The following is a 26,503-nucleotide window of genomic DNA, read 5'->3' as shown; positions in this document are numbered from 1 at the left end:
TTGTGGGGAGGGGTCAGGGATGGGGGTGGTTCCGCTTGGTGAGCGGCAGGGTCGCCCAGCCACCCCCACCTCCAACTCCTCCCCACAAGGGGGAGGAGAGGCGCTAGGCGGCCGCGTTCACGGCCGCCGCGATCCGCTTCAGCCCCGCCTCGACGTCGCCGCCCTTGATGTGCACCCGCAGCGCCCGCCGGCCGCGCTCGGCCAAGACCGCAAAATCGCCTCTTGCCTGGGCCGCGATCACCGTGCCGAAGCCGAGTTTGCGTCTCGGGATCGCGAGGTCCTCGGCCGGGTCGGCGGTGATCTGGAGGAAGACGCCCGTATCGGGGCCGCCCTTGTAGGCTTGGCCCGTCGAGTGGAGGAACCGCGGCCCGAATTCGAGGCAGGTCGCGACCCGGCGCGTGTCCCGCAGCGCGATCCGCGCGTCCTGCAGGATGGCGTGGTGGCTCGGGTTGCGGGCCACGTAGGCGAGGAAGGCGACGTAGTCGCCGTCGCGGATGCGCCCGAGATGGGCCGCGATCGCCGCCTCGAAGCCGTCCTGGCCGGACAGCGCCTCGGCATTGGCCGGATCGGCGTAGAGGGCGATGCGATCGTCGGAGAAGAGCGGCGTCTCGGCCGGTAGGGCCCCCTGCGCCTCGGCGGCGTCGAACAGCTTCTTCGTTTCGATCTTGCTCGCCTCGACGTCGGGCTGGTCGAAGGGGTTGATCCCGAGGAGCGCCCCCGCGACGGCAGTGGCCACCTCGAAGCGGAAGAATTCCTGAGGGAGCTGCTCGGCCGTCGCGAGGGTGATCCGCGCGACGGGATGCCCCTCGCGCTCGAGGTTGCGCACCGCCTCGTCCTGTCGCTCGTCGGCATGGCCATCGAGGCGCAGGTACACGAAGAAGCGGTCGCGCCCGTAGACCGCGGGCACGTCGACCGGCTCGCCGTCGATCGGGATCAGGCCCTTGCCGCCCTTGCCCGTCGATTCCGCGATGAGCTGCTCGGCCCAGGCGCCGAAGGTGTCGATGCCGGGCGAGGCGATGATCGTCACCTTGTCGCGCCCCGCCTTGAGCGCCGCGCTCGCCATGGCGGTGCCGAGCAGAACGCCGGGGTTCTGGGCCGGCGGCACGGCCGGCCCGCAGGAGCGCACCATGGTCCGGGCGGTGTCGAGGAAGGCGCCAACGTCGATGCCGCTGGCCGCCGCCGGCACGAGGCCGAAGGCGGAGAGGATCGAGTAGCGCCCGCCGATCTGCGGGACGCCGTGGAAGATCTTTCGGAAGTCGTCGGCTTTCGCGGCCGTCTCCATGGCGGAGCCCGGATCGGTGACCGCGACGAAATGCGAGCCCGCCCCGTCCGCGCCGACGACCGCCTTCATCCGGCCGAGGAAGTAGTCGCGGAAGACGTTCGGCTCGAGGGTCGAGCCGGACTTGCTCGCCACGATGAACAGCGTGGTCGGCAGGTTCACGGCGGCTTCGACGGCGCGAACCTCGTCCGGGTCGGTCGAGTCGAGGATGCGGAGCTTCGGGAAGCCGTCGCGGTGGCCGAAGGTCTCGGCCAGCACCTCCGGGCCGAGGCTCGACCCGCCCATGCCGAGAACCACCGCGTCGGTGAAGCCCGCCCGCCGCACGTCCTCGGCGAAGTCGACGTAATCGCCGAGATGCCCGAGCTCGTCCTCGACGATGCGCAGCCAGCCGAGCCAGCGATCCTCGTCGGCGCCACTCCACAGGGTCTTGTCGTGCGCCCAGAGGCGTCGGATCGCGCCGGAGGCGCGCCAGGTCTCGACCGCCTTCTTGGATTCGGTCCCCAGCGCCTCGTCCAGAACCAGCGTCTGGCCGTTGAGGCGCGCGGCGAGCAGGTCGGCGCGCTTGCCCGCCACCGCGCCGAGCAGCTTGTCGGCGGCGTCGACGAAGAGCTGCACGCCTTCCTCGACGAGTTGCCGGGCAATGGCGTCGATGTCGATGCCGGACTTGGCGAGCCGCGCCATCACGGCCTCGGCCCCGGCGACATCCTCCTCGATCGCCGCGCGCGATCGTCCGTGGTCGCGGAACGCGTCCATGGTGGCCGGCGGCATGGTGTTGACGGTGTCTGGCCCGATCAGTTCCTCGACGTAGAGCACGTCGGAATAGGCCTTGTTCTTGACTCCCGTGGAGGCCCAGAGCAGGCGCTGCGCCTTGGCGCCCTTCGCCGCGAGGGCCTGCCACGCCGGTTCCGCGAAAATGCGCTTGTAGCGCTGGTAGGCGAGCTTGGCGTTGGCGATGGCGACCTTACCCTTGAGGGCCTCGAGCGCGGCCTTTTCGTCGGGATCGTTGGCCTCGGCGATCTTGGCGTCGAGGGCCTTGTCCACGGTCACGTCGATGCGGCTGATGAAGAAGCTCGCCACGCTGGCGATGCGGGACACGTCCCCGCCCTTCTCGACGCGCGCCTGGAGGCCGGCGATGAAGGCGCGGGCCACCTGCTCGTAGGCGTCCTGCCCGAACAGCAGCGTGACGTTGATGCTGATGCCCTCGGCCGTGAGCGTTTGGATCGCCGGAATGCCCTCGGGGGTGGCCGGCACCTTCACCATGAGGTTGTCGCGGGCCACTGCCGCGTGAAGGCGGCGGGCCTCGGCGAGGGTCTCATCCGTGTGAAGGGCGAGGTAGGGCGAGACTTCGAGGCTGACGTAGCCGTCGGCGCCGTCGCTCGCCTCGTAGACCGGCCTCAGCACGTCGGCCGCAGCCTGGATGTCGGCGATGGCGAGGCCCTCGTAGAGGTCGATCACGCGGCTGTCCCCGGCCTCCATGACCGCCTTGAGGGCGGGATCGTACTCGGCGGAATCGCCGATCGCCTTCTCGAAGATCGAGGGGTTGGAGGTGACGCCCCGCAGGCCGTCCTCGTCGACGAGGCGCTTGAGCCTGCCCTCCGCGATGAACCCGCGGGCGACGAAGTCGAGCCAGACGGCCTGACCCAGTTCGGGGAAGAGTGCCTTGAGCGGGTTCATGCCGGAATCCTCATGGTCCATGCCGTTGCATCAACCTAGGGCGCCCGCTCGGCTTGGGAGCGGGGCTCCACGTTCCATCGCTCGCGCGATCTACCGCTTGTGCTTGGCGATCTGGTCGCGGGCCGCCTGCAGGACCTTCTCGGGGGTGAAGCCGAACTTCGCCTGCAGGTCCTTGATCGGCGCGGAGGAGCCGAAGGTCGACATGCCGATGATGGCACCCGACGAGCCCGCGTAGCGATCCCAGCCGATCACCGAGCCCTGCTCGACGGCGACGCGGGCCAGCACCTCGGGGACGAGCACCGCATTGCGATAGGCCTCGTCCTGGCGCTCGAACAGCTCCCAGGAGGGCATCGAGACGACGCGGGCCTTGATGCCCTCCGCCGTCAGCGCGTCGTAGGCGCCGACGCAGAGCTGGACCTCGCTGCCCGTGCCGATGAGGATCACCTCGGGCGTGCCCTCGCAATCGGCGAGCACGTAGGCGCCCTTCGCGACGCCGGCCGCGCTCGCGTACTTCTGCCGGTCGAGGGTCGGCAGCGGCTGGCGGGAGAGCGCCAGCACGGCGGGCTGGTTCTTGAGACCCATGACGACGCGGTAGGCCTCGGCGACCTCGTTGGCGTCGGCCGGGCGCAGCGTCACGAGGCCGGGGATGGCGCGAAGCGAGAGCAGCTGCTCCACGGGCTGGTGGGTCGGGCCGTCCTCGCCGACGCCGATCGAGTCGTGCGTGAAGACGTGGAAGACCGGCAGCTCCATCAGCGCCGCGAGGCGGATCGGCGGGCGCATGTAATCGGCGAAGACGAGGAAGGTGGCGCCGTAGGCGCGCAGGCCGACGAGGCCGAGGCCGTTCACGATCGAGCCCATCGCGTGCTCGCGCACGCCGTAATGGATGTTGCGCCCGCCCGGATCGAAGGGCGAGAGCGTCCCCGCCCCCTCGAATTCAAGCTTGGTCTTGTTGGAGGGCGCGAGGTCGGCCGAGCCGCCGAGCAGCAAGGCTACGTTCTTCGCGATGGCGTTCAGCACCTTGCCGGATGATTCGCGCGTGGCGAGGCCCTTCGCGTCGGCCGGGAACACCGGAATGTCGCGGTCCCAGCCCTCGGGCAGCCGGCCCTCCTGGAGCGCGGCGATCTCCTCCGCGTGGGCGGGATCGGCGTCCTTCGCCTCGCGCAGAAAGCCTTCCCAGGTCGCGTAGAGCTCGGCGCCGCGCTGGCCGATGCCGTCGCGGAAGTTGTCGTAGACGCCGTCGGGCACTAGGAAGTGCGCGTCCTCGGGCCAGCCATAGGCGCGCTTGGCGCCCTTGACCTCGTCTTCGCCCAGCGGGTCGGAATGGGCCTTGGCGGTGTTCTGCTTCTTGGGCGCGCCGTAGCCGATGACCGAATTGACGATGATGAGCGTCGGCCGGTCGCCCGATTGCAGGAAGGTCTCGAGGGAGGCCGAGATGGCGTGGACATCGTTGGCGTCGGCCACCCGCAGCACCTGCCAGCCATAGGCGAGGAAGCGCGCGGCGACCTCCTCGGAGAAGGCGAGCTCGGTGTGGCCCTCGATGGTGATGGTGTTGCTGTCGTAGATCCAGCACAGGTTCGACAGGCGAAGATGGCCGGCGATCGAGGCGGCCTCGCTCGCCACGCCCTCCATGAGGTCGCCGTCCGAGCAGATCGCGTAGACGTTGAAGTCGAAGAGCGGCAGCGCGTCCCGGTTCAGCGTCTCGCCGAGGAAGCGCCCGCCCATCGCCATGCCCACCGAGTTCGCCACGCCCTGGCCGAGCGGGCCCGTTGTGGTCTCGACGCCGGTCGTGAAGTGGTATTCGGGGTGGCCCGGGGTCCGGCTGTCGAGCTGCCGGAAGTTCTTCAGGTCGTCGAGGCTGAGCGCGGGCTCGTTGCCGCCGTCCTTGCGCGCGACGCCCGCGAGATGGATCAGTGCGTAGAGCAGCATCGAGGCGTGGCCGGCCGAGAGCACGAAGCGGTCGCGGTTCGGCCAGTGCGGATGCGCCGGGTCGAAGCGCAGGTAGCGGTTCCACAGGGTGTAGGCCACCGGCGCCAGCGCCATCGGCGCGCCGGCATGACCGGAATTGGCCTTCTGCACCGCGTCGATCGCGAGCGTCCGGATCGTGTCGATCGAGAGCTTGTCGATCTCGCTGAGGGCGCCCTTGGGCGCGGTGTCGGCTCCGCTCATCGTCTCGGTCTTTCTCAAAAGCTCGCGCGGTCTCAGGCGCGGGCGGCCGTCGCCGCCATCTCGTGGATCTTGTGGGCGCCGCCCCGGCGATCATCCTCGGCGTGCGCGCTGCGTTCCCTCGCCGGCCCCAGGGCCCGGCTGTAGTTCAGGATGGTGTTGACCAGGGTCACGTGGCTGAAGGCCTGCGGGAAGTTGCCGACGAGGCGGCGCGCCTTCGTGTCGTATTCCTCCGACACCAGCCCGAGGTCGTTGCAGACCCCGATCAGCCGGTCGATCATGTCCCGCGCCTCGCCGCAGCGGCCGAGCCCGATCAGGTTGTCGGCATACCAGAAGCTGCAGGGCAGGAAAGCGCCCTCGGTTCCCGGAAGACCGTCGGCGCCGCGATCCTCGATCTCGTAGCGCATCACGAAGCCGTCCTGCATCAGCCCGCGCCCGATCGCCTCGACGGTGCCGACGACGCGCGGATCGTCCTGGGGCAGGAACCCCATATGGGCGATCAGGAGCAGGCTCGCATCGAGGCGCTTCGAGCCGTAAGACTGGACGAAGCTGTTGAGCTCGGGGTCGAAGCCCTTCTCGCAGACCTCGGCGTGGATGGCGTCGCGGTTCTCGCGCCAGCGCTCGATTGGAGGCGCCTCGGGCCCGCCGCCCTCCTCGTAGGAGCGGATGGCGCGGTCGAAGGCGACCCAGGCCATGACCTTCGAGTGGGTGAAGTGCCGGCGCCCGGCGCGGATCTCCCAGATGCCCTCGTCGGGCTCCCGCCAGACCTTCTCGAGGTGGCGCAGGAGCGCGAGACCGACCCGCCAGCCGTCGGCATCGCCGAGCATGCCGCGCTGCCGGGCCTGGTAGAGGGCGTCGAAGATCTCGCCGTAGACGTCGAGCTGGAACTGGTCGACCGCCGCGTTGCCGATCCGCACCGGCTTCGAGCCCTCGTAGCCGGGCAGCCAGTCGAGCTCGATCTCCGGCAGCATGCGCTCGCCGGCGATGCCGTAGAGGATGTGCGCCTGTTCCGGGTTGCCGGCCACCGCCCGCACCAGCCAGTCGCGCCAGGCACGGGCCTCGTCGAGATAGCCGCCATCCATCAGCGAGATCAGGGTGAAGGTGGAATCGCGCAGCCAGCAGAAGCGGTAGTCCCAGTTGCGCACGCCGCCGAGCTGCTCGGGCAGCGAGGTGGTCGGCGCGGCCACGATGCCGCCGGTGGGCTGGTAGATCAGCGCCTTGAGGGTCAGGAGCGAGCGCTTCAGCACGGCGTCCCAGGGCGTCTTGCCGACGCAGCGGGCGGACCAGTCGCGCCAGTACCGGTCGGTGGCGAACAGGACCTTGCGCGGCTCGATCGGCGCCGGGTCGTCCTCGTGCGAGGGGCCGTAGCTGAGGGTGAAGGCCACGCTCTCGCCCGCCTCGACCGTGAACTCGGAGATCGTGGAGAGGCCCGCGCCCTGGAGAGGGGCGGGGGTGCGCAGCACGACCTTGTGCGGACCCGAGACCGTCCGCAGATCACCGAGCTCGTTGTGGGAGACCCAGGGCACCGAGAGCCCGTAATCGAAGCGCACGGCGAGATCCATGCGCATGGGCACGCAGCCCTCCAGGCCCTCGACGATGCGCACGAGGTGCGCGCCGTCGTTCACCGGCATGTAGTCGGTGACGCGAACCTGGCCGGCCGATGTGCGGTGCGTCGTCTCGAGGACGAGGCTCCCGTCGCGGTAGCGGCGGCTGGTCCCGTATTCGGCCGCGGGGGCGAGGCGCCAGAAGCCGTGCGCCTCGGTGCCCAGCAGCGCCGCGAAGCAGGCGGCGGCGTCGAAGCGCGGCCAGCACAGCCAGTCGACGCTGCCGTCGCGTGCGATCAGAGCGGCGGTGCGGCCGTCGCCCACGAGCGCGTAATCCTCGATCCGTCCCGCCATCCACGTCCTCAGGCGTGGGCGCCCTCCCGTGAGAGGGCGAACCCGACGGGCCCCAACTAGGCCGGCTGGGGAGGAGGGTCCAGCGCCAAGGCGGAATCGGCTTGGGTCAATTGTGCGCCGCGCAAGCCAGGCAACGGCGGCCTCAGCGAAGGCCGACGAGTTCGACGACGCTGTCCCGGAGCGTCCCCGCCTCGCTCCGCATCGCGACGGCCTGCTCGCCGATGAAGCGCGTCGCCGCACGGACCGTAGGCGCGAAGGGCAGGGTCAGGTCGGGCAGGGCCAGATCAGGCAGAGCCGGGAAGGGCGAGTCCTCTACGTCGGCCACGTGCCGCGGCGGGTTGGTCGGCGCATCCGTCGTCGCGACCGCGCGGGGATCGCCGCAGCGCGTCCCGGGGCAGGTGGGACGGGACGCCGTTGTGGTGACCCGGACAGTCCGCGTCGTAGCCGGCCGCGACGGTTCGGTGCGCAGCGCGACCTGCGCGGTCGCCGAGGGCACGACCCAGATCTCGGGGTTCATCGGGAATTGCTGGGCGAAGGCGAGGGAGGCGGGCAGGGGGTTCGCCACGGCGACCTCCCCCTGCGGCTCGCCCACGGGCACCTGCTGCGCGGCATCGACGGCGGCCGCCCGCGTCTCCGGGCCCGGTGCCGCGGGCTCGTGGCAGAGCGCCATGGTGCCGACCAGGGCGGCGACGATCAGGGTGGGCAGAAGCGGCAGGGCCATGCCCGCACGGGATTCCGACGCGAAGTGGTCGGGATCGGAACCATGCCGGGTCTTGCCGCTCATCCGAAGCACCTCGCCAGCGATCGCCGTCTTCCGCCATTGGCGGCTGCGTTTGCGGCGGAACCTGGGCCGTTTGCTTTCCCGACGGTAATATCCGGCACCGGGCACGCCGCTTGCCTGCCCATCGCCCGAACCGGTGGCGCCCGCCCCAGACACATAGAGACCTCGCCCTCGCGGGCCCCGATGACCGAATCCAGCCTCACCGTCGCCGTGATCGACCCGAGCCGCGCCCGCGCCGCCATCCTCGAGGAGGGCCTGCGGGCGGCGGGCGTCGAGCGCGTCGTGATCCTCCCCGACGGCGCCGACCTGCCGGAGCGGGTGGCCTCGCTGCAGCCCGACGTGGTGGTGATCCACCTGGAGAGCCCGAGCCGGGACATCCTCGAGCAGATGTCCGGCCTCTCCCGTCACGTCGAGCGCCCGGTGGCGATGTTCGTCGACCGCTCCGACGTGCCGATGATGCAGGCGGCGGTGGATGCCGGCATCTCGGCCTACGTGGTCGACGGGCTGCAGCCGCAGCGCATCCGCTCCATCCTCGACATCGCGATCCTGCGCTTCAACGCCTTCGCCCGTCTTCAGCGCGAGCTGACGGAAGCGCGGGGCGAGCTCGCCGACCGCAAGCTGATCGAGCGCGCCAAGGGCATCCTGATGTCCGCCCGCGCCATGAACGAGGACGAGGCCTACAAGCTGATGCGGCGCAAGGCGATGAACGAGAAGCGGAAGATCGCCGACATCGCCCGGGCGATCGTCACCGCCGCGGACCTCCTCGGATGAGGCTCGAGATCGGATACGTCCCGCTGATGGACGCCGCCGCTCTGATCGTCGCGGTCGAGCTCGGCTTCGCCGCGGGCGAGGGGCTGCAGATCGATCTCGTGCGCGAGCCCTCCTGGGCGACGCTGCGCGACCGGCTGGCGCTCGGCCATCTCGATGGGGCGCATATGCTGGGGCCGCTCGCCATCGCGAGCGCGCTCGGCCTCAGCGGCGTGCCGACGGCGCTGACCGTGCCGATCGCGCTCAACCTCAACGGCAACGCCATCACGGTCTCGCTGCCGCTCTGGGAGGAGATGGCCCCGAAGGACGACGACATCGGCAGCATCGCAAAGGCCTTCGCCGCAGCCGCCGAGCGCCGCGCCGCCGCGGGCCGGCCGCTCACGCTCGGGACAGTGCATCCCTTCTCCAGCCACACCTACCAGCTCCGGCGCTTCGCCGAGCGCGGCGGCCTCGACATCGACCGGCGAACCCGCCTCATCGTGATCCCGCCCCCGCAGATCGCCGAGACCCTTCGGCGCGACCTCATCGACGGCTTCTGCGTCGGCAGCCCCTGGAACAGCCTCGCCGTCGAGGCCGGCTACGGCCGCATCGTCGCGCTGGGCAGCGAGGTGATCCGGGACTGCCCGGAAAAGGTGCTGGCCCTGCCCACCGGCGACGACGCCGCCTGCCTGCCGCTCGTGCGGGCCCTGCGACGCGCCGGGCAATGGTGCGCCGATGCTGGGAACGCCGCCGAGCTCGCGGCGCTGCTCGCCCGGCGGTCGTATCTCGACGTCGATGCAATCCTCATCCGGCGCGCCCTCCAGGGCCGGATCATCGTCGGGCCGGACGGTGCGGGCCGCTCCGACGAGCGCTTCGTGGTGTTCGACGCGGCGGCGCAGCGCCCGCGCCGCGAGCACGTCGACTGGTTCCTGGAGGAGATGCGCCGGGCCGGACAGCTCGACCTGACGCCGGCGATGATGGCTGCGGCCGACCGGATCTACCGGCCCGACCTCTTCGACGTGGCGTCGACCTGACCGGGTCCCGATCGCTGCTGCCCTTGCCGGCAGCATGCCTCCGAATTGTGCAGTGCAGAAGAATTAGGCGCTCCAGCCGTGCGGGCACGGTTCCGAATCTAGCGCGGGCTCCCTCTCCCAGGGGGAGAGGGTTGGGGTGAGGGGCGTGAGCTTTCCGAAGAGGGCACGCCCCTCACCTTGTCCCTCTCCCCATAGGAGAGGGGACCCGCGCCATCCCGACCGCCGTCTAACAGTCCCAAGACGTCGCGCCCGCTGCAACGCCAAGCGCTTGGCACGGAACCTGCGAAGTCTCTCCCGCCGTTCAACGAAGATCGGCATCAACCGTCGGCAAAGCCGCTGACCCGAGTCCCCGTTGGCGCGCGATCGCGGCTGCCGATGGATGCGCTTGGTCGGCGGTTTTTTGTTTTCGGTTTCTCGAGCAGGGCGAGGCGGTCGGATCGATGAGTGACGGTTTCCTGAAAACACGCCGGACCCTCCTGAAGGGCGCGGCCGCGACGCTGTCGCTGGCGGCGCTCGCCCGCACGGCGCTGCCCGGCGGCGCCTTCGCGCATGGGGCCGGCCCCGAGGTCAAGGGCGCCAAGCTCGGCTTCATCGCGCTGACCGATGCCGGGCCGCTCTTCGTCGCCAAGGAGAAGGGATTCTTCGCGCGTCACGGCATGCCCGACGTCGAGGTGCTGAAACAGGCCTCCTGGGGCACGACCCGCGACAACCTCGTGCTCGGCTCCGAGGGCAACGGCATCGACGGCGCGCATATCCTCTCGCCGATGCCCTACCTGATCAGCGCCGGCCGCGTGACGCAGAACAACGTGCCCGTGCCGATGCAGATCCTAGCCCGGCTCAACACCAACGGCCAGTGCATCTCGGTCGCCAAGGAATACGTCGACCAGAAGGTCACCATCGACGGGAAGCCCTTCAAGGCGGCCATCGACAAGAAGAAGGCGTCGGGCAAGGCGGTGAAGGCCGCCATGACCTTCCCCGGCGGCACCCACGACCTCTGGATCCGCTACTGGCTCGCCTCCGCGGGCATCGACCCCGACAGGGACATCGAGACCATCGTCGTGCCGCCGCCCCAGATGGTGGCGAACATGAAGGTCGGCACGATGGACTGCTTCTGCGTCGGCGAGCCGTGGAACGCGCAGCTCGTCCAGCAGGGCCTCGGCTTCACGGCGCTCACCACCGGCGAGCTCTGGAAGGACCATCCCGAGAAGGCCTTCGCCATGCGGGCGAGCTGGGTCGAGAAGCACCCCAACGCCACGAAGGCGCTGCTGATGGCGGTGATCGAGGCGCAGATGTGGTGCGACAAGCCCGAGAACCGGGACGAGTTCGCGGCCATCGTCGCCAAGCGCCAGTGGATCAACATCCCCGTTGGCGACGTCGCCGGCCGCATGAAGGGCACGATCGATTACGGCGACGGCCGCGTCGTCGAGAACAGCCCCCACGTCATGAAGTTCTTCGCCGACAACGCCTCCTACCCCTACCAGAGCCACGACCTCTGGTTCCTCACCGAGGACATCCGCTGGGGCAAGTTCGACGCGCAGACCGACACCAAGGCGATGGTGGCCAAGGTCAACCGCGAGGATGTCTGGCGCGAGGCCGCCAAGGCGCTCGGCGTCACCGCGATCCCGGCTTCGACGTCTCGCGGCAAGGAGACCTTCTTCGACGGCAAGGTCTTCGATCCCGCCGATCCCGCCGCCTACCTGTCCAGCCTCGGCATCAAGAGGATCGCTTAGATGGCCAACACCTCCACCATCGGTGGCGTCGTCGCCGCACCCGTCGCCGCCAAGCCGAAGGCGCCCGCCAAGCCGCGCAAGCCCCTCGTCACCGCGGCGATGCTCCGGGACCTCGCGTCCCGGAGCATCCCGCCGATCGTGGTGATGATCGCCTTCCTGGTGATCTGGGAGCTCTTGTGCTCCCGCCCCGGCGCCGGGCTGCCGCCGCCCTCGCGCGTCGTCACCGAGGCCTGGGAGATCATCGCGCATCCGTTCTACGACAACGGCGGCACCGACAAGGGCCTGTTCTGGCACATCTCGGCGAGCATCCAGCGCGTCGCCTTCGGCTTCGCGCTCGCCACCATCGTCGGCATCCTGGTCGGCACACTGATCGGGCAGTCGGACTGGGCCATGCGCGGCCTCGACCCGATCTTCCAGGTGCTGCGCACGATCCCACCGCTCGCCTGGCTGCCGCTGTCGCTGGCCGCCTTCCGGGACGGTCAGCCCAGCGCGATCTTCGTGATCTTCATCACCTCGATCTGGCCGATCATCATCAACACGGCGGTCGGCATCCGCAACATCCCGCAAGACTATCGCAACGTCTCGGCGGTGTTGCGGCTGAACGCGCTCGAGTTCTTCACCAAGATCATGCTGCCCTCGGCCGCGCCGTACATCTTCACGGGGCTGCGCATCGGCGTCGGACTGTCCTGGCTCGCCATCGTGGCGGCCGAGATGCTGATCGGCGGCGTTGGCATCGGCTTCTTCATCTGGGACGCGTGGAACTCCTCGCACATCTCCGAGATCATCGTCGCCCTCGTCTATGTCGGCATCATCGGCTTCATCCTCGACCGGATCGTCGCCTTCGTCGGCACCCTGGTGACCCGCGGCACCGCCAACGCCTGAGCGCGAAGGCCGCGGCGCCCGCGCCGCGGCCTCGAGGACCCTCGCGAGACGACGAGACGTCTCGCCCACGTCACCCTTGAGAGATCCCCGATGACCTATCTCAGCATCGAGAATGTCGGCATCAGCTTCACGCGCAACGGCCGCACCAACGAGGTGCTGCGCGACGTCAGCGTGAAGATCGCCAAGGGCGAGTTCGTCTCGCTGATCGGCCATTCCGGCTGCGGCAAGTCGACGGTCCTCAACATCGTCGCCGGCCTGCTCAAGGCCTCCACCGGCGTCGTGCTGCTCGAGGACAAGGAGGTGAACAGCCCCGGCCCCGACCGCGCCGTGGTGTTCCAGAACCACTCCCTGCTGCCCTGGCTCACCGTCCGCGAGAACGTGTCGCTCGCCGTCGACAAGGTGCTCAAGCACAAGAAGTCGAAGGCCGAGCGGGCGGAGTGGATCGACCACAACCTGGCGCTCGTGAACATGACCCACGCCGCCGAGCGGCGACCGGCCGAGATCTCGGGCGGCATGAAGCAGCGCGTCGGCATCGCCCGGGCGCTCGCCATGGAGCCGAAGGTGCTCCTCCTCGACGAGCCCTTCGGGGCGCTCGACGCGCTCACCCGCGCCCATCTCCAGGACTCGCTGATGGAGATCCATGCGCGGCTACGCAACAGCGTGATCATGATCACCCACGACGTCGACGAGGCGGTGCTCCTCTCCGACCGCATCGTGATGATGACGAACGGCCCCTCCGCGACCATCGGCGAGATCCTAAAGGTCGATCTGCCCCGGCCGCGTCGCCGCCTGGAGCTCGTCGAGGACCCGACCTACACCCACGCCCGCGCCGAGGTCCTCGAGTTCCTCTACGCGCGCCACGCCAAGCCCGCCGTCGCGGCCTGAGGGCGGAGCGCGTGCGATGAAGGAGCGTCTCGTCGTCATCGGCAACGGCATGGCGTCGTTGCGTTTTCTGGAGCGCCTGACGGAGGCGGCGCCGGGCCTCTACGACGTCGCCGTGGTCGGCGCCGAGCCGGTGGCCGCCTACAATCGGGTGCTCCTGTCCTCCCTGCTCGGCGGCGAGGTCGACGAGGCGGGCTGCGCCTTCCGCGGCCTCGACTGGTACGAGAGCCACGGCATCCGCCTCATCACCGGCGCGCCGGCGACGCAGGTCGACCGCGAGAACGGCCTCGTCATCGTCGGCGAGACCCACGTCCTGCCCTTCGACAGGCTGGTGCTCGCCGTGGGCTCGCTGCCGATCCGGCTGCCGAAGCCCGGCATGGACCTGCCCGGCGTGCTCACCTTCCGCGATCTCGCCGACGTCGCCGCGATCCGCCGCGCGGCGGTGGCGGGTGCCAGGGCCGTCGTCATCGGCGGCGGACTGCTCGGGTTGGAGGCCGCCGTCGGTTTGAGCCGGCTCGGCGTCGACACGACGCTGCTCCACGTCATGGACCGCCTCATGGAGCGCCAGCTCGACCACGAAGCCGCCGTCCTCGTGAAGCGGGCGATGGAGGCCCGCGGCGTCCGGGTGCGGCTCAAGGCCGACACGGCCTCAGTCGAGGGCGAGGGCTGCGTCGAGCGCCTGATTCTCGTCGACGGCACCGTGATCCCCGCCGACCTCGTCGTGACGTCGGTGGGCGTGCGCCCGAATGTCGGCCTCGCGCAGGGCGCCGGGCTCGAGATCGGGCGCGGCATCAAGGTCGACGACCGCATGACGAGCTCGGACCCGCGCATCTTCGCGCTCGGCGAATGCGCCGAGCACCGGGGCCTGGTCTACGGGCTCGTCGAGCCGGCCTACGAGCAGGCGGAGGTCCTGGCCCGCCACCTGATGGGCGAGGGCGCGGCCTACGCCGGCACCGCCCTCTCCACGAGCCTCAAGGTCTCGGGGCTGCCCGTCTTCTCGGCGGGCGAGATCGAGGCGCCCGAGGGCGCCGAGGCGGTGGTGATGAGCGACCCCGGCCTCGGGATCTACCGCAAGCTCGTGATCGGCGGCGACCGGCTCCTCGGCGCGGTCTTCGTCGGCGACATCGCCGAGCAGGCCTGGTGCAAGGCGCTGATCCGCTCCGGCGAGTCGATCGCGGCCCATCGCGACGACCTCATGTTCGGGCGCACGGCCCCCATCCCCCAACCTCTCGCAGCGTGAAGGAGGCTCAGATGCCTGACGACTTCGACGCCGAGCAGAAGCGCTACCTCGAAGGCTTCGCCTCCGGTATTGCCGCCGCCCGCCTGACGGGCGGGCTGGCTCTCGGCCAGGGCGCCGCGCCCGCCGAGCCCACCGGCCCCGACGCCATCCACATCAAGGCGCAGGATTCCACGGTGAAGGCCGGCGGCAAGCTCTGCGAGCAGGAGAAGTGGAAGCGCGCCGAGAATCCCTTCGACGGCCACAACCGCCTGATCGCCGAGGCCGCGACCGGCAAGCCCCCGAAGCCGGAGGACAATTTCCGCTGGCGCTATCACGGCCTGTTCTGGGTCGCGCCCGCCCAGAACTCCTACATGTGCCGCCTGCGCATCCCCAACGGCATCCTCCAGCACTGGCAGTTCGCGGGAATCGCGGACCTCGCCGATGCCCATGGCGGCGGCTACAGCCACGTGACGACGCGCGCCAACCTCCAGGTCCGCGAGATCGCGCCCGAGCACGGCCAGCCCTTCCTCGACGGGTTGATCGACCTCGGCCTCACCGCCCGCGGTGCCGGCGCCGACAACATCCGCAACGTCACCGGCTCGCCGGTGGCCGGCATCGATGCGCAGGAGCTGCTGGACACGCGGCCGCTCGCCAAGTCCTGGCACAACTGGATCCTCAACGACCGCTCGCTCTTCGGCCTGCCTCGCAAGTTCAACGTCGCCTTCGACGGCGGCGGCGTCATGCCGGTGCTGGAGGAGACCAACGACATCGGCTTCCAGGCGATCGAGGTCCTGGAAGGCGCGTCCGTGGCTCCGGGCGTCTGGATGCGCCTCGTGCTCGGCGGCATCTCGGGCCACCGCGACCTCGCCCGCGACACGGGCGTCGTCCTCAAACCGGAAGACTGCAACCGGGTCGCCGACGCGATCCTGCGGGTCTTCATCAAGAACGGCGACCGGACGAACCGCAACAAGAGCCGGATGAAGTACGTCCTCGACGCCTGGGGCTTCGATAAGTACCTCGCGGCGGTCGAGGAGGAGCTGGGGCGCAAGCTCGACCGGGTCGACCCGGCCCACGTCGCGCCGCGCAAGCCCATGGACCGCTTCGCCCATGTCGGCGTGCATGCCCAGGTCCAGCCCGGCCTGAACTGGATCGGCGTCATCCTGCCCGTCGGCAAGATGACCACCGACCAGATGCGGGCGCTGGCGAAGATCGCGGCAGAATGCGGCGACGGCGCCATCCGCCTCACGGTCTGGCAGAATTTTTTGTTCTCGGGCGTTCCCGACGCGAAGGTCGCCGAGGTCGAGAACCGGGTCGCGGCGCTCGGGCTCACGACGAGCGCCTCGAGCATCCGGGCCGGTCTCGTCGCCTGCACGGGCAATCGCGGCTGCAAGTTCGCGGCCTCCGACACCAAGGGCCACGCCCTGATGATCGCCGACTACATCGAGGCGAATGTCCGTGAGCTCGACGTTCCCGTGAACGTCCACCTCACCGGCTGCCACCACAGCTGCGCCCAGCACTACATCGGCGACATCGGGCTCATCGGCGCCAAGGTCGTGGTCTCGGAGGAGGGCGACACGGTCGAGGGCTACGACATCGTCGTCGGCGGCGGCTTCGGCGACAGCCCGAAGATCGGCACCGAGATCTGGAAGGCGGTCCGGGCCGAGGATTGCCCGGGGCGGATCGAGGCGCTGCTGCGCAGCTACCTCGCCCGGCGGCAGGGCCCGGCCGAGAGCTTCCAGGCCTTCACGGCGCGCACCGGCCCCGACTCCCTGCGCCACCTCGCCGAAGAGCAACCCGTGCTGAGGGCCGCCGCATGAGCGAGCACGTCACGCCCCCTCTCGTCCTCATCCCCGAGACCGCGCCCTTCACCGCCGACCAGCGCTCCTGGCTGTCGGGCTACTTCGCCGCGCTGCTCGGCCCCGCGGTCGAGGGCGCCACCGCGCTCGCCCCCGGCGAGATGCCGGGCAGTCCGAGGCTCGCCGACAACGACGACGCGCCCTGGCACGACCCCTCGCTCCCGATCACCGAGCGCATGGCGATGGCCAAGGATAGGCCGGAGCCGCACAAGCTGATGGCCGCCATGGCCCAGCAGGATTGCGGCCAGTGCGGCTACAACTGCGCCGACTACGCCAACGCGATCTTCCTCAAGAACGAGGAGCGCCTGAACCTCTGCCAGCCCGGCGGCAAGGACACGCTCCGGATGCTGAAGAAGCTGGAGGAGGAGTTCGGCGCCCCCGGCGGCGCGGCCAGGCCCGCCGGGGCGGGGGAGGGCGCGGCAAAGGCCGAGCCCCCCCTCGGCCCGCTCGGGCTCTGCCGCGAGAACCCCGTCGAGGCGACCTTCCTCTCGCGCCGGCGCCTCAACGCGCCGGGCGGCGAGAAGGAGACCTGGCACATCGAGATCGACCTCACCGGCACGCCGATCGAGTACGTCGTCGGCGATTCCCTCGGCCTGTTTCCCGGCAACCCCCCGGCCCTCGTCGATGCCGTCATCGCCGAGCTCGGCGCGCGGCCCGAGCGCATGATCGGGGCCAAGACCCTGCGCAACCGGCTCCTCACCGACTACGCGCTCGGCGCCGCGCCGGACGGGCTCTACCAGCTCCTCTCCCTCCTGACCTCGGGCGAGGCGCGCCGGAAGGCGCAGGCGCTCGCCGCCGGCGAGGACCCGGACGGCGACGCCGCCTTCCTCGACGTGCTCGGCGCTCTCCACAAGTTCCCCGGCGCCCGGCCCGATGCCGAGGTCTTCCTCGAAGCCCTCGACGACCTGCAGCCGCGGCTCTACTCGATCTCGTCCTCGCCCAAGGCCGATCCGGGCCGCGTCTCGCTCACCGTCGACGCGGTGCGCTACAGCCACCGCTCGCGCCTGCGGCTGGGCGTCGCCTCGACCCATCTCGGCGAGCGCTTGGCCGAGATGAGCCACGTGAAGATCTACCTCCAGAAGGCCCACGGCTTCGCCCTGCCGGACGACCTGTCCAAGGACGTGATCATGTGCGGGCCGGGCACCGGCATCGCGCCGTTCCGGGCGTTCCTCCGCGAGCGCGCAGCGACGAAGGCGCCGGGACGCAACTGGCTGTTCTACGGCCACCAGCGGCAGGCCAGCGACTTCTTCTACAGGGACGAGCTGAACCAGCTGAAGGACGACGGCGTGCTCACCCGCCTGTCGCTCGCCTGGTCCCGCGACGGCGGGGAAAAAACCTACGTCCAGGACCGCATGCGCGAGACCGGCGCCGAGCTGTGGAAGTGGCTCGAGGGCGGCGCCCACTTCTACGTCTGCGGCGACGCCAAGCGCATGGCCAAGGACGTGGAGCGCGCGATCATCGACGTCGCCGGCACGCATGGCGGCAAGAACCCGGACGAGGCCGTGGCCTATCTCGCCCATCTCAAGAAGGCCGGGCGCTACCAGGCCGACGTGTATTGAGGACGCAACGCGGCTCTCCTCCCCCTTGTGGGGAGGAGTTGGAGGTGGGGGTGGTTCCGCTGGCCTCGACACAGGGTCACCCAGCCACCCCCGACCCCTCCCCACAGAGGGAGGGGAATCCCGCACCATCCCCCAGGACCGCGCCATGACCGTGCACGTGCCCGAACCCGCTCCGACCGTCGTGAAGACGACCTGCCCCTATTGCGGGGTCGGGTGCGGCGTGCTCGCGACGCCGGACGGGCAGGGCGGGGCGGCGATCGTCGGCGACCCCGAGCATCCCGCCAATTTCGGGCGGCTCTGCTCCAAGGGATCGGCGCTGGGCGAGACGCTGTCCCTCGACGGCCGGCTGCTTCACCCCGCCATCGACGGCGCCCGGGCCAGTTGGGACGACGCGCTCGACACCGTCGCTGGGGGCCTGGCGCGGATCGCCGCCGAGCACGGCCCGGACTCGATCGCCTTCTACCTCTCGGGCCAGCTCCTCACCGAGGATTACTACGTCGCCAACAAGCTCAGCAAAGGCTTCATCGGCACGCCCAATGTCGACACCAATTCGCGGCTGTGCATGTCCTCGGCCGTCGCCGCGCATCGCCGCGCCTTCGGCTCCGACACCGTGCCGGGCTGCTACGAGGACCTCGACGAGGCCGACCTCATCGTGCTCGTCGGCTCGAACACGGCCTGGTGCCACCCGATCCTGTTCCGGCGCATGGTCGACGCGCGGGCCAGGCGCGGGACGAAGCTCGTCGTCGTCGATCCCCGGCGCACCCAGACGGGCGAGGAGGCCGACCTCTTCCTCGGGCTGCAGCCCGGCACCGACACGGCCCTGTTCTCCGGCCTCCTCGTCCATCTCGCCGACCTGGGCGCGCTCGATGCCGGATTCGTTGAGGCGCACACCGCCGGCTTCGACGCGGCGCTCGACCGCGCGCGAACCATAGCCCCGGACGTCGCGGCGACGGCGCGGGCCACCGGCCTCGCCGAGGCGGATGTCGCCGCCTTCTTCGCGCTGTTCGCTGGGACGGCGCGGACCGTCACGGCCTTCTCGCAGGGGGTGAACCAGTCGGCGCAGGGCACCGACAAGGCCAATGCCATCATCAACTGCCACCTCGCCACCGGGCGGATCGGGAAGGCCGGCGCGGGGCCGTTCTCGCTCACCGGCCAGCCCAACGCCATGGGCGGGCGCGAGGTCGGGGGCTTGGCCAACATGCTGGCCGCCCACATGCACTTCGCGCCGGAGGAGGTAGACCGGGTCCGCCGCTTCTGGGACGCGCCGCGGATCGTCACCGGCGAGGGCCTGAAGGCGGTGGCCCTGTTCGAGGCGGTTCGTGCGGGCCGGATCAAGGCGCTCTGGGTGATGGGCACGAACCCCATCGTCTCGATGCCGCGGGCCGACATCGTGCGCGCGGCGATCGCCAAGCTCGATCTCTACGTGGTCTCGGAGGCGGTCGCCGACAGCGACACCGCCAGGGCCGCAGGCCGGACGACCGTGCTGCTGCCGGCGCTGGCCTGGGGCGAGAAGGACGGCACCGTGACGAATTCCGAGCGCCGCATCTCCCGCCAGCGCTGCTTCCTCGAAGCCCCCGGCGAGGCCCGGGCCGATTGGGCGGTGCTGAGCGATGTCGGCCGCCGGCTCGGCTTCGGGGGAGCCTTCGCCTTCGAGGGGAGCGCCGCGATCTTCCGTGAGCACGCCGCCCTCTCGGCCTTCGAGAACGGCGGCAGCCGCGACTTCGACCTCGGCGGGGTGCGCGACATCTCGGACCGGGACTACGCCGCGGCCCCGCCCCTGCAATGGCCGATGCCGCGGGCCCGCTCGCGGGAGGGCCGGGCGCGGCTGTTCGCGGACGGGCGCTTCTACACCTTCGACGGGCGCGCGCGCTTCGTCGCCGTGCAGGCGCCGGCGCTCGCCACCACGGTGACCGAGGCGCGGCCCTTCGTGTTGAATACGGGCCGGGTGCGGGACCACTGGCACACGATGACGCGCACGGGGAAGAGCCAGCGGCTCTCGGCCCACCGCGCCGTGCCCTTCGTCGAGATCCACCCGGACGACGCGGCGTCCCTCGCAATCGCCAACGGCGACCTCGCCCGGGTCTCGACCGAAGCCGGATCGGCCGTGCTCGAGGCGATGGTGACGGAGAGCGTCCGGCCCGGCACCCTCTTCGCCGCCTTCCACTGGAGCGACGCCACGGCCTCCGACGCCCGTGTCGGCGCGCTGGTGCGCGGCGTGCCCGACCCCGTGTCCGGCCAGCCCGAGCTGAAGGCGACGCCTGCGGCGATCGAGCCGGTGGCCTATCGCAGCCGCGGCTTCCTGCTGACGCGGGACGCCCGGACCCTTCCCCAGGGCTGGTGGTGGGCGCGCGCCACGATCCAGGGCGGCTCGGGGCTGCACTTCGCGACCCAGGAGGGGCCACGCGCCGTCGCCCTGATGATGCGCGGCCTCTTCCAGGGCCTCGACCTCGCGGAATACGCCGATCACGGTCGCGGCCGTTACCGCTGCGCCGCCTACGACGGCGAGCGCCTCGTCGCCTCCCTCGCCCTGGGGCCGAGCGCGGCGCGGCCGGCCTGGGAACAGGCCAAGGCCTATTTCGCGGCGGATACCCTGGAGCCCGCGGCGCGGCGCGCCCTGCTGTCGGGCCGGGCCGAGACCGCCTCGGCCGGGCCGACGATCTGCGCCTGCCACGGGATCGGGCTCGACGTGATCACGGCGGCGATCACCGCGGGGGCCTCCAGCGTCGAGGCGGTGGGCGCCGCCTGCAAGGCCGGCACGAATTGCGGCTCGTGCATCCCTGAGATCCGCAAGCTGCTGCCCGGGGCGCTTGCGCGCGACGCGGCGTAGGCTCAGGTTGGGCCGAAGTCAGTGCTTTCTTGAAGAAGCCTCCCTTTGTCATTCCGGGGCCGCGAAGCGGAGCCCGGAACCCAGAGCTGCTGACGTGGCAAGCTGAAGAACCACCTCTGGTTCTGGGTTCCGGGCTCGCCTGACGGCGCCCTGGAATGACAAGCGGGGGTTGAGGACCAAGGCGTCGCGATGAGTACACCCCGCCAGCCCCGCGAAACCCGCTCCGCCGGGCTCGAACCGCTCGCGGTGCTTCCCGTCTTCGTGCCCCTTCAGGGCAAGCGCGCGGTGCTGGCCGGCTCGAACGGCGGCGCGCCCTGGAAGGTGAAGCTGCTCGCCGCGGCCGGCGCCGCGGTCGATGTCTACGCGCCCGAACCGAGCGAGGAACTGCGCGCGGTCCCCGCCGACATCGCGGCGGGAAGCGTCACCCTGCACGAACGGCAATGGCAGCCGGCCGACCTCCAGGCTTGCGCCTTCGCCATCGGCGCCATGGAGGACGAGGACGACTGCATCGCCTTCGTCGCGGCCGCGCGCGAGGCCGGGGCGATCGTCAACGCCGTCGACCGGCCGCATCTCTGCGACGTCAAGTTCGGCGCCATCGTCAATCGCTCGCCCCTCGTCGTCGGCATCTCGACGGAGGGCGCGGCCCCCGTCTTCGGGCAGACGGTCCGCGCCCGCATCGAGGGCATGCTGCCGCGCGGCTTCAAGACCTGGGTCGGCGCGGCCCGCGACTGGCGCGAGCGGGTCAGCGAGCGCTTCCACGGATTCGCCGAGCGGCGCGCCTTCTGGGAGCGCTTCACGGACCGGGCCTTCGCCGAGCCCGCCCACGTCCCGACCGAGGCCGACCTCGCCGAGCTCCTCGGGGCGACGGAGGCGGCGCCGAAGGGCGGCGCCGTGACCCTCGTCGGCGCGGGCCCGGGCGATGCCGAGCTCCTGACGTTGAAGGCCCTGCGCGCGCTGCGCAACGCCGACGTCATCCTCTACGACGACCTCGTCGCGCCCGACATCCTCGATTACGCGCGGCGCGAGGCCCGGACGATGCTGGTCGGCAAGACCGGCCACGGCCCCTCCTGCCGCCAGGACGACATCAACGCGCTGATGGTGCAGCTCGCCAAGGCGGGCAAGCAGGTGGTCCGGCTGAAATCCGGCGATCCATTGGTCTTCGGGCGGGCGGGCGAGGAGATCGAGGCCTGCCGGCTCGCCGGCATCCCCGTGAGCGTCGTGCCCGGCGTCAGCGCGGCGCAGGGCGCGGCGGCCTCGCTCGGCGTCTCGCTGACCCACCGCGACGCGGCGCGCCGCCTGCAGTTCGTCACCGGCCACGACCGCAAGGGCGAGCTGCCGGAGGACCTGAATTGGGGGGCGCTCGCCGATCCCAGCGTGACCACCGTGGTCTACATGCCCAAGCGCACGCTGCGCCTGCTCCTCGAGCGGGCCGTCGCCGAGGGCCTGTCGCCCGGCACGCCGGCGCTGGTCACCTTCAACGCGACGCGGCCGGACCAGGCCGTCGTCATCGGCACCGCCGCCGACCTCGCCGACCGGATCGAGGCGGCAGGTCTCGAAGGGCCGGCGATCCTGATGGTGGGCGAGGCCCTGCGGCTCGGCGCGACCGCGATCGCCGCCGATCAGGCCTCCGCCGCGCAGAGCTTCTCGACCGCCTTGAGATAGGCCTTCGCGTCGATCTTCCGCAGCGAGTTCTCGCTCTGGTAGCGCACGGTGCCGAAGACGGGGCGCCGCGCCCAGGGCCGGTCGTGAAGGCCGTAGACCCAGGCGACGTTGGTGAAGGAATTGGGGTCGCGCCCGTCGAGGAAGTAGCGGTTGTTGATCCGCAGGTTGCGGGCGAAGCCCTCCTCCGGCGTCGGCGACCATTCGAGGATCTTCTTGCCCCAGTACATGCGCAGGTGGTTGTGCATGTAGCCCGTCACCCGCATCTCGGCCTGGGCCGCGTTCCAGTAGGGATCGTGGGTGCGCCCCTCGGCGAGTTCCTCCTCGGTGTAGAGGTAGGGGCGGGGGTCCTCGGCGTGCTCCGCCAGCGCCTTGCGCGCCCAGTCCGGCACCGCGCCCGCGTAGGTATCGTAGTCGTGCGTGTAGTGGACGTGGTTCATCGCCAGCTCGCGCCGGACCACCAGCTCCTCCAGATAGGAGGCCTTGTCCTCCGGTCCGCCGACCCTCGCCGCCCGCACGCGCAGCGCGATCTCGACGGGGGAGATCTGACCGAAATGCAGGTAGGGGCTCATGTGCGAGGCGGCCCCCGCCTCGGGCCTGTTGCGGTCCGTGCCGTAGGCCTTGAAGGGGCCGGCGAGGTATTCGGCGAGCCGCCGGCGAGCCTCGGTCTCGCCGCCCTTGAAGCGCCTGACGGGCGGGACCGTGCGGTCGAGGCTCATGCCGGCCAGCACGCGGTCGGGGTCGCCGATCTCAATCTCGCTGCGCAGGTCGAGAGCATCCGCCCGGTGCCGCACCGGCTCCGGGTCGAGGGCGGCGATGTAGTCGTCCATCAGGCGCCCGAGCTTCGGGCGCAGGGTGCGGGCGGCGAATTCGTGCTTCGTGGAGGCCGTCTCGACGGGCACGACCACGTCGCCCTCGACCTGGACGAGCCGCGTCTCGGCGCCCTCGGCGATCTCCGCGTACCAGCGCTTCTGGATCGAGAGGTAGCCGCGGTCGAGGACGAGGAGGGCGGCCTCCCGGGCCAGCGCCACCGCGACCGCCGCCGGCGAGGCCCGGCGCATCACGAAGGCGATGCCGCGCTCCCTCAGGCCCTGAGCGGCGTCGGCGAGGCCCTGGAGGAGGAAGGCGTAGTGCCGGGCATTCGCCTCGGGAAAGCCGTTGGCGCCGTCGAGCAGGCCGAAGCAGGCGACCACCGGCAGGCCTAGGCGATTCGCCTCCGCGACCGCGTATTCGAGGGCCGGGTTCAGGCCGACGCGGTTCGATTGCTGCATGAGATAGAGGACGTAGCGCGCGCCCTCGCGCGGCTCGCGCTCGTCAAGAACACGGATTCGCCCCGACTGCTTCGCCATCCCGCAACTACCTTCCATGGCTTTCGCTCAAGCTAGAGCGTCCACCGGAACTTCGCCGGGGACCTCTCGCCGCAACCCGGCCCTGTCTTTCGGCAGGAGGGCGCAAGTCGTCGGCGATGCGGAAACTTCGATCCGGCAACGGGTTAAGGCCGTTTTCCTGAGACGGCGAGCCATCGGCGCGCGGGATTACTGCTGGTCCCGAGCGTGCGACATTTTGGATACATAGCGAGCGCGAAGGTGCGCGAGCGCACAAAAAGCGACAGGCCTCCTGTCCCACTCCCTTGCAATTTCCAGTGAGGCGCGCAGATTGTGCATTGCGGGAACGCGATGGCGTCGCGCTCCTGCTGCCCTCCTTGGGCGTTTCCTCCCTAGACTTCGGGCCGCTCGCGAGAGCGGCCTTTTTTCTTGGACGATCACCCGCGCGCGCGGGCCCGGATCATGAAGTTGTCGTAGGTGTACTCCGCGACCTGGAACCAGAGGTACTCCTCGTTCCGGAAGGTCTTCATGGCATCGTGGAGGCGCTTGAAATCCGGGTTCTTGCCGGCGATCTCGCCGTAGACGTCGTTGGCGTGCTTGAGCGCCGCCTCCATCACCTCCTGCGGGAAGGGCCGGAGCTGAGCGCCGCCGGCCACGAGCCGGCGCAGCGCGCCCGGGTTGCGGGCGTCGTAGCGGGCCTGCACGTCGGCATGGACCTGGTGGGCGGCGCCCTGGAGGATCGTCCGGTAGGATTTGGGCAGCGCCTTCGCCTTCTCGGCATTGAGCCAGAAGTGCAGGAGCATGCCGCCCTCCCAGAACCCGGGATAATGGTAGATCGGCGCCACCTTCTGGAGGCCGAGCTTCTCGTCGTCGTAGGGGCCGATCCACTCGGCGGCGTCGATCGCCTTGGTTTCCAGGGCGCCGTAGATCTCGGGGCCGGGCGTCGCCTGCGGCAGCGCGCCGAACCGCGCGAGCACCTGGGCGCCGAGGCCGCCGATCCGGAACTTGAGCCCCTGCAGGTCGGCCGCCGACTTCACCTCGCGGCGGAACCAGCCGCCCATCTGCGCACCGGTATTGCCGCCGGGCAGGGCGGTGAGCCCGTGCTTGGCGAAGACCTCGCCGAACAGGTCGGCGGCCCCGCCCTGGAGCCACCAGGCGTTCTGGCCGCGCGCGTTGAGGCCGAAGGGCAGCGCGGTCGCCAGGGCGAAGCTCGGGTCCCTGCCCGCCGCGAGGACGGCGGGCCCATGCCCCATCTCGATCCCGCCCGACGCCACGGCGTCGAGGAGGCCCTCCGCGGGCACGGGCTCGCCGGGGGCGAGCACCTGGATCTGGAAGCGCCCGTCCGTCGCCTCTGCGACGAGGCGGGCCAGCATGTCGGAGGCGCCGAACAGGATGTCGAGGTTCTTTGGGTAGGCCGAGCCCAGGCGCCAGCGCAGCTCCGGCATCGATTGCGCGACCGCCGGCGCGGCGAGGGCGGCCGCGCCGCCGAGCCCCCCGGCGAGGAGGGCGCGGCGCCGGAGCTTTGCGGGTGGGGAAGAATCCATGAAGTCTCGCTGCCCTGCCGTCCCGAGGAACCGTCGTTCACGAACGAGGGAGCGCCGCAAAACGATCCAAGCGGCGCGTCGGGGCGGCGCTCGTCAATTCGCGTAGGTGAAGGCGCCGTCCTTCCAGACATAGAGCACGTAGCCCTGAGCGGTGACGTCGCCCTTGGCATCGAAGCCGACCGGGCCGAGCACGAGGGCGAAGCGCTCGGCGTGCAGCGTCTCCGCGATGCGACGCGAATCCGTGCTGCGGGCGAAATTGCCGGCCTCGGCCAGCGCCTGGAGCGCGGCGTAGCCGTAGATCGTCGAGCCTTCGGGCTCCACGCCTTCCGCCTTGAAGGCCTGGACGACGGCGGCCGCCTCGGGCTTGCGGCGCGGATCGAGGTAGAACGTCATCAGGACGCCGTTGCTGGCGGGGCCGGCGATGGTCGCGAATTCCTGCGTGGCGATGGCCGAGGTGCCGAACCACTGCGGTCGGAAGCCGCGCTCGGCCGAGATCCGCACGAGGCGGCCCATCTCCTTCGCGTCGCCGCCGTAATAGGCGACCTGGATGCCGGCCTCTTTGAGGCGGTCGGCCAGCGCCGCGTCATCGGCATCGCTCGCGGCGAAGGCGACCGACAGCGCCTCGTTGGTGCCGATCCGGTTGAGGTTCTCCTTGGTCGCGGCGGCGAGGTTGCGCGAGGCCGGGCTGAGATCGTTGAGGATCGCGATCTTGCGGTCGCGGAACCGCTCCGCGAGGATCGTGGCCGAGAGCTTGGCCTGATCGTCGTCACGCCCGCAGACCCGGAAGACGTTCGGGAAGCCCCGGTCCGTGAGCTTTGCGGCCACGGAGGCGGCCGTGATCATCACCGTGCCATTCGCGGCATAGATCTCGGAGGCGGCGAGCGAAGCGTTCGAGCAGACATGCCCGACGACGAGCTGCACGTTGCTGTTGGCGTAATGGTTGGCGACGGCGACGGCCTTGTTGGAATCGCAGGCGTCGTCCTGAACGTCGAGGACGACGGTCTGCCCATTGATGCCGCCGCGTCCGTTGATGTCCCGCGCCGCCGCCTCGACCCCGCGCAGCACCTGCTCTCCCACCGCGACGTAGGCGCCGGAGCGCGGCACCGCGACGCCGATCACGAGGTCGGCCCGCGCCGGAGCCGCACCGAGGAGACTGAGGGCTCCTGCCAGGCAGCCCGCGAGCCGGATCAGCGGGCCGATACGTCCGATCCTCATTCCGCCCGTCTCACGCCCCGGCAACCCCCTCGGCGATCACATCATTCCCGCGACGCCCGCGGATGTTTCGGCCGACAATCGGGCGGATGCAAGGACGCGTTCCCGGAACCCGGCGGCGACCCCGTCAGCCCTGCGGGATGACGGGGAAGAAGGCAAGGGCGAAGGCGCAGGTACGGCAGGATGCCGTGGCGATCGACTGGCCGGGCCTAGCGCACGCCGGAGTAGACGG

17 protein-coding genes are annotated in these 26,503 nt (G+C 70.6%); 10 read left to right on the top strand and 7 right to left on the bottom strand.

Going from position 1 to position 26,503, the window contains the following annotated elements; translation table 11 throughout:
- Nucleotides 1-103: 103 nt before the first annotated feature.
- The 4 genes from MFF55_RS07750 to MFF55_RS07735 all read right to left on the bottom strand — a co-directional run bounded on the left by MFF55_RS07750 (nt 104) and on the right by MFF55_RS07735 (nt 7,798).
- Nucleotides 104-2,953 (bottom strand): bifunctional transaldolase/phosoglucose isomerase, encoded by a 2,850-nt coding sequence (locus MFF55_RS07750; RefSeq protein ID WP_238243533.1) that lies wholly within the window; start codon nt 2,951-2,953, stop codon nt 104-106.
- A gap of 90 nt (nt 2,954-3,043) precedes the next feature.
- The gene (tkt, locus tag MFF55_RS07745) at nt 3,044-5,119 is read right to left on the bottom strand and encodes a transketolase (RefSeq protein ID WP_238243510.1); all 2,076 of its coding nucleotides are present in this window, start codon (nt 5,117-5,119) and stop codon (nt 3,044-3,046) included.
- A 32-nt stretch (nt 5,120-5,151) separates the two neighbouring features.
- Entirely contained in the window at nt 5,152-7,014 is a 1,863-nt protein-coding gene (locus MFF55_RS07740; RefSeq protein WP_238243509.1) for a glycoside hydrolase family 15 protein, read from the bottom strand.
- Between the two features lie 142 nt (nt 7,015-7,156).
- Nucleotides 7,157-7,798 carry a hypothetical protein gene (locus tag MFF55_RS07735; RefSeq protein WP_238243508.1) on the bottom strand — a complete coding sequence of 214 codons (642 nt, stop codon included), beginning with the start codon at nt 7,796-7,798 and terminating at the stop codon, nt 7,157-7,159.
- Nucleotides 7,799-7,978: 180 nt separating this feature from the next.
- Here MFF55_RS07735 and MFF55_RS07730 point away from each other — a divergent pair, with 180 nt between their 5' ends.
- The 10 genes from MFF55_RS07730 to cysG all read left to right on the top strand — a co-directional run bounded on the left by MFF55_RS07730 (nt 7,979) and on the right by cysG (nt 22,193).
- Entirely contained in the window at nt 7,979-8,566 is a 588-nt protein-coding gene (locus MFF55_RS07730) for an ANTAR domain-containing response regulator (RefSeq protein ID WP_238243507.1), read from the top strand.
- The gene (locus MFF55_RS07725) at nt 8,563-9,576 is read left to right on the top strand and encodes a CmpA/NrtA family ABC transporter substrate-binding protein (RefSeq protein ID WP_238243506.1); all 1,014 of its coding nucleotides are present in this window, start codon (nt 8,563-8,565) and stop codon (nt 9,574-9,576) included. The genes MFF55_RS07730 and MFF55_RS07725 overlap by 4 nt, the downstream gene beginning before the upstream one ends.
- 440 nt (nt 9,577-10,016) lie before the next feature.
- Nucleotides 10,017-11,306 (top strand): CmpA/NrtA family ABC transporter substrate-binding protein, encoded by a 1,290-nt coding sequence (locus tag MFF55_RS07720; RefSeq protein WP_238243505.1) that lies wholly within the window; start codon nt 10,017-10,019, stop codon nt 11,304-11,306.
- Complete coding sequence (ntrB, locus tag MFF55_RS07715) at nt 11,307-12,188, top strand: nitrate ABC transporter permease (protein ID WP_238243504.1); 882 nt, start codon at nt 11,307-11,309, stop codon at nt 12,186-12,188. It begins immediately after the preceding gene.
- Between the two features lie 90 nt (nt 12,189-12,278).
- Nucleotides 12,279-13,073, top strand: a complete 795-nt coding sequence (locus MFF55_RS07710; protein ID WP_238243503.1) for an ABC transporter ATP-binding protein — start codon at nt 12,279-12,281, stop codon at nt 13,071-13,073.
- A 16-nt stretch (nt 13,074-13,089) separates the two neighbouring features.
- Nucleotides 13,090-14,310 carry an NAD(P)/FAD-dependent oxidoreductase gene (locus MFF55_RS07705; protein ID WP_238243502.1) on the top strand — a complete coding sequence of 407 codons (1,221 nt, stop codon included), beginning with the start codon at nt 13,090-13,092 and terminating at the stop codon, nt 14,308-14,310.
- 11 nt (nt 14,311-14,321) lie between these two features.
- Nucleotides 14,322-16,106, top strand: coding sequence for a NirA family protein (locus tag MFF55_RS07700; protein WP_238243501.1), 1,785 nt, complete (start codon nt 14,322-14,324; stop codon nt 16,104-16,106).
- Complete coding sequence (locus MFF55_RS07695) at nt 16,103-17,704, top strand: sulfite reductase subunit alpha (RefSeq protein ID WP_238243500.1); 1,602 nt, start codon at nt 16,103-16,105, stop codon at nt 17,702-17,704. Before MFF55_RS07700 ends, MFF55_RS07695 begins: the two co-directional genes overlap by 4 nt.
- A gap of 145 nt (nt 17,705-17,849) precedes the next feature.
- Nucleotides 17,850-20,531 (top strand): nitrate reductase, encoded by a 2,682-nt coding sequence (locus MFF55_RS07690; RefSeq protein WP_238243499.1) that lies wholly within the window; start codon nt 17,850-17,852, stop codon nt 20,529-20,531.
- Between the two features lie 189 nt (nt 20,532-20,720).
- On the top strand, nt 20,721-22,193 hold the full coding sequence (cysG, locus tag MFF55_RS07685; protein ID WP_238243498.1) for a siroheme synthase CysG: 1,473 nt from the start codon (nt 20,721-20,723) through the stop codon (nt 22,191-22,193).
- Here cysG and MFF55_RS07680 read toward each other — a convergent pair.
- From MFF55_RS07680 to MFF55_RS07670, 3 genes are all read right to left on the bottom strand, one after another.
- Nucleotides 22,151-23,539, bottom strand: a complete 1,389-nt coding sequence (locus MFF55_RS07680) for a deoxyribodipyrimidine photo-lyase (RefSeq protein WP_238243497.1) — start codon at nt 23,537-23,539, stop codon at nt 22,151-22,153. The genes cysG and MFF55_RS07680 overlap by 43 nt on opposite strands.
- Before the next feature lie 413 nt (nt 23,540-23,952).
- Nucleotides 23,953-25,059 carry a TRAP transporter substrate-binding protein gene (locus MFF55_RS07675; RefSeq protein WP_238243496.1) on the bottom strand — a complete coding sequence of 369 codons (1,107 nt, stop codon included), beginning with the start codon at nt 25,057-25,059 and terminating at the stop codon, nt 23,953-23,955.
- Nucleotides 25,060-25,152: 93 nt separating this feature from the next.
- Nucleotides 25,153-26,274, bottom strand: a complete 1,122-nt coding sequence (locus MFF55_RS07670; protein ID WP_238243495.1) for a branched-chain amino acid ABC transporter substrate-binding protein — start codon at nt 26,272-26,274, stop codon at nt 25,153-25,155.
- Between the last annotated feature and the right edge of the window lie 229 nt (nt 26,275-26,503).

This window comes from Methylobacterium iners (assembly GCF_022179305.1).
GTDB lineage: Bacteria > Pseudomonadota > Alphaproteobacteria > Rhizobiales > Beijerinckiaceae > Methylobacterium > Methylobacterium iners.
Note: the sequence above shows the minus strand (reverse complement) of the source record. Positions and strands in the feature narration are given on the sequence as shown.